Here is a 3,753-nt window from a genome sequence, read left to right as displayed (position 1 = left end):
AGATAAGAAAGACGAAACATCCCTACGGGAGTTTCTGCCATGAGGGGGGTATCCCCCCTAACGCCCCCCATTCACTCGCCGTTGGGCGAAAGGAAGATTCTTTCTGAATCTCCCTTCCAGGGAAAAGTGTAACACGCTTCATTTCATCAAGGACTACTCGAAAAAGTACCTTTTTCTCCGTTCCTCCTTGACTCCATTCTCGCTTTCACATCCGTATCAGAAAGACAGATCAATCTAAGATCAGGGGCATCCGTAGACCACAGAGAGGGAGTTGTGTTTTCGCAGAAAACCCACTCGCTCGAAGGTGGTGTTCAGGGGGGTGAATCGTCAGAGAGGGGGGATGAAATCCCCCCTGATAAAGAAAGAACTTTAGTTGCCATTTTGGCTTCATAGAAGATATAAGAGGGGTTTTTCAAAAAAGTGAGTGTTTGCAATGCTTTTCGGATTTCTTATGTATCACAGGGTGACACCTATATGTATCATCAGCTATGATACATAAGGGAGACAAAATGTTTCATTTATGTTATTGACTGTATCATGAGAGTGTGATAATCTTAAAATTAATGATACAGTTTGCATCAAAAATGATACTAATAGGTATCACTGTATGATACCTAAAAATAAAGGGGGCAATGAGTTGGAAATGCGTGTGCAAAAAAACGGGAATTTAGATCCTAACTCCATCACTTTCGAGGAAAGACAAAAACAAATCGAACAAGAAGAACGAATGGAAAAGGAAGATTGGGAGAAAAGTAAAAAAAGTCCATTCAAGAACTTCGTTCAGATGAACAAAGATTATTACAAAGCAGAGGATTGGCTTATGGCTAAATCGCCTATTGCATATAGAATATTTAAGTTTTTGATTAACAATATGGATGGGTACAACGCAGTTGTTTGCTCTCAAACGGTATTACAAGAACAATTTGATGTAAGCAGAGTAACTGTTTCTCGAGCAATAAAGTTACTCAAAGAGAAAAAATATATTGATATCTTCAAATCTGGAACATCTAATGTTTATGCCGTAAACAAGCAGATCGCTTGGAATAGTTGGGGAAGTAATTACAGGTACGCAAAATTTGAAGCAAATATCATTCTTTCTGAAAGCGAACAAGAAGAGAGTGTAAAAGCAAAAATAAGAACAGTTAAGCATAAAGAAATAATTCTTGATGAGGAGTAGATCATGATAAAAGGAATGGAGAATTTCAATCCGGAGATCCAAGAGAAGATACTTGAGATCTATGAGATGCAGATGAATGCATTTGGTGGAAAAATCAAAGGGCATGAACTGAAAGAAGTATTTATTCAAGATAATCTGCCTTGTGTCCGTTTTGAAAATAGAGATTGGTATCACTACCAGCTTGATTCAAAAACATGGTTTTAAAACAAAAACGCACCTCGTAAGGGTGCGTTTTTGTTTATTTGCATTTCTATATTAATCTTGAAATATTTGAAAGAAAAAAGATTGTTAGAATAACTATAAATCTAACTTCACCCGCATAACTTTCTTTCAACTTTTTTTTGTGTGCAATGGTTATCAACATTCCGATTATAGTAAGTGTAAAAGAAATAGATATTACAACAGCATTGAATTGTGTGCTAAATGTTATATTCCCAATATAACCCATGATCAATGGTACCATAATCAAAAGAGCTGAAATTAAATACAACGAATATAGAATAAATTTGAGTCGTTTGCTTTCCAGTTTAATCACCTTACCTAACCTTCAATCTAATAAATTCTTTCGCAAATTCTCCAAGCAGCAGGGTACCCAGTTCCTGTATTGTAATATACAGCCTGTCTAACATATCTAATATCACCATCAACGAGCAGTCTATAACTTTTACTCCACCATGCATAATCAGTATTTATAATTGTTACACCAACAAATGCAGGAACTGTTACTAACAGAGAAACAGGGTTAGCAAAACCCATACCTGCCAGTAATGTGTTCAATGCATATTCGGTAAGAGGATTAGGCAAACTAGTCCATTTTTGCAAACCTTCTAACTTTACAACTATAGCCTTTATGTCAGATCTGTACAGTCTTTGTTCAGAGTGAAGTTTGGCGTTAGATGGAGGGATAAATGCCATAGGGGTTATAAGCTGATTGGTATCTTTAAGAGGGATACCAATATTCGCTCTTGGAACTTGAATCTTTCCATCAACATAATCTGAAATAAAGGAGTCTACTTGGTCCTTTTTTACATCAGCAGTAATCATTGCATCCTCAGAGTTCTCAACACAAATGGTTACATAATCACCATTGGTTTCCACTATAAATGGCTCTTCAGTTATGATTGATGCTTGTGTAACCTTTGGACCCGAAAGAGTTATTGACAAGATTGAGACGGCCAATAAAGTAGTCAGCAGTTTTTTCATTTACGAACCTCCCTTTGTTTAAAAAGCAACACCAGTATTTATACTATACACAATTTTCAGAATCTATAACCCCGAACTTCTTCGGGGTTATAGCTGTTTTTATCAATCTATCTAAAAATTATATAATAATACTTCACAAGTGCTTGTCATATAAGTAGTATACTGCTTATTTGTAAGTAGACTCTACTTAATCGCCTATTTCAAAGGCTTTTGAAAGGGATTTAGATTCTAAAGTAGGTGAATCATTACTACGTGCTGCGAGCTGATCTCTCTTTAGATCACCCATGATTTCCGACAGATCATTAAACTCTTTTTGGAGTTCTGGTGAATGATCTACCTCAAATGCTTTTCCTTTTGCCATATAGAGATCCTTTATCTCCGATACGGTATATGGTTTCTCTCTGAATTCATTGAGCTTATCTAGGATTTCAGAAGACTTTTTCGATAATCTCTCAAATGGGCGATTTTCAATGGAAAACTTGATGGATTCTTTCTCAAAGAGAAGTCCTAACTTCTTTCCACTGACAGCTTTTCCGGTTTCAGGGTGCTTATAGCTGATGTAGTCATTCTTTCCTTCCTTGACCGTAATATTATGGTTCTTCTGGAGATTGTTTTTGAAATCATCAAAGGTTTTTGCTGTTTTGCTTTCAGCGAGGATTGCAGATCTCAACTCTTTTTTCCAAGAGATCTGTCCTTTTTTCAGGACTTCTCTTTCTGCAAGAGTATATCTGATCTTTGCAGAAGGCTTTTCCACCACGCTCAAACTATAGGATTTACATAACTGATCACTCTGCTCTCTCATTTTCTCAATGGACTTTCGAGCATTGAAATGCAGTTTTTTACCGTCCTCGATATTTACAGAATTGATGATGATGTGATTATGGATATGGTGCTTATCGGTGTGAGTGTAAACCACAGCTTCATGATCAGGTGCCAGTTTTTCAGCTAATTTCTGTCCGATTTCATTGGCTTGTTGTGGGGTTGTTTCCCCCGGTTTGAAGGATTGAATGACGTGGTGAGCTTGTACTTCATCATTCTTGCCCCAGAGGTTCCTGGTAGTGGAGAATTGACTTCTCACATAGTTCGGATCACACTTCACTCCGGAACGTTCCTCGGCTTTCTTTTCGGCATAGGTAATCAATCTATTGGCTACTCTTGTAGTTCCATGCTTAATAGTTGCCATATGGCACTCAACTCCCTCTCTATGCCCTCTAATTCGCCTTTGGAAGGGTTTATCCCTTGATTAAGGTGTTTAGCTATCTGATTCACGTTACCACCTATCCTACGAAGCTCTGTGGCGATTTCTCTGGCACCGGTGAGATCTATCTTAGGAGTAGTCGCTTTTAATCCTTGTGCCTTTCTTTTCACCATTA

Annotated in this window: 5 protein-coding genes; 2 read left to right on the top strand and 3 right to left on the bottom strand. The window is 37.5% G+C overall.

The annotated features are described in order from the left end of the window. The first annotated feature begins 643 nt into the window (after positions 1–643). Together ACHAL6_RS15435 and ACHAL6_RS15430 are read left to right on the top strand one after the other, a co-directional pair. Positions 644–1,177, top strand: a complete 534-nt coding sequence (locus ACHAL6_RS15435) for a replication/maintenance protein RepL (protein ID WP_395271544.1) — start codon at positions 644–646, stop codon at positions 1,175–1,177. A gap of 3 nt (positions 1,178–1,180) precedes the next feature. Further along, on the top strand, positions 1,181–1,381 hold the full coding sequence (locus tag ACHAL6_RS15430; RefSeq protein ID WP_395271543.1) for a hypothetical protein: 201 nt from the start codon (positions 1,181–1,183) through the stop codon (positions 1,379–1,381). A 348-nt stretch (positions 1,382–1,729) separates the two neighbouring features. Here ACHAL6_RS15430 and ACHAL6_RS15425 read toward each other — a convergent pair whose 3' ends face one another. The 3 genes from ACHAL6_RS15425 to mobC all read right to left on the bottom strand — a co-directional run. After that, positions 1,730–2,380, bottom strand: coding sequence for a hypothetical protein (locus ACHAL6_RS15425; protein WP_395271542.1), 651 nt, complete (start codon positions 2,378–2,380; stop codon positions 1,730–1,732). Between the two features lie 187 nt (positions 2,381–2,567). Then, on the bottom strand, positions 2,568–3,563 hold the full coding sequence (locus ACHAL6_RS15420; protein WP_395271541.1) for a relaxase/mobilization nuclease domain-containing protein: 996 nt from the start codon (positions 3,561–3,563) through the stop codon (positions 2,568–2,570). Beyond that, positions 3,530–3,753, bottom strand: a 224-nt coding sequence (gene mobC / locus ACHAL6_RS15415; protein ID WP_395271540.1) for a plasmid mobilization relaxosome protein MobC, incomplete at its 5' end; no start/stop codon positions are given. The genes ACHAL6_RS15420 and mobC, both read right to left, overlap by 34 nt.

Origin of the sequence: Proteiniclasticum sp. C24MP, from assembly GCF_043951855.1 — a bacterium.
In the GTDB taxonomy this organism is placed as follows: Bacteria; Bacillota; Clostridia; order Clostridiales; family Clostridiaceae; genus Proteiniclasticum.
Note: the sequence above shows the minus strand (reverse complement) of the source record. Positions and strands in the feature narration are given on the sequence as shown.

Coding starts and splice junctions, on each gene's coding strand:
- ACHAL6_RS15425 (WP_395271542.1), bottom strand. CDS start 2,380: ATGAAAAAACTGCTGACTACTTTATTGGCCGTCTCAATCTTGTCAATA.
- ACHAL6_RS15435 (WP_395271544.1), top strand. CDS start 644: ATGCGTGTGCAAAAAAACGGGAATTTAGATCCTAACTCCATCACTTTC.
- ACHAL6_RS15420 (WP_395271541.1), bottom strand. CDS start 3,563: ATGGCAACTATTAAGCATGGAACTACAAGAGTAGCCAATAGATTGATT.
- ACHAL6_RS15430 (WP_395271543.1), top strand. CDS start 1,181: ATGATAAAAGGAATGGAGAATTTCAATCCGGAGATCCAAGAGAAGATA.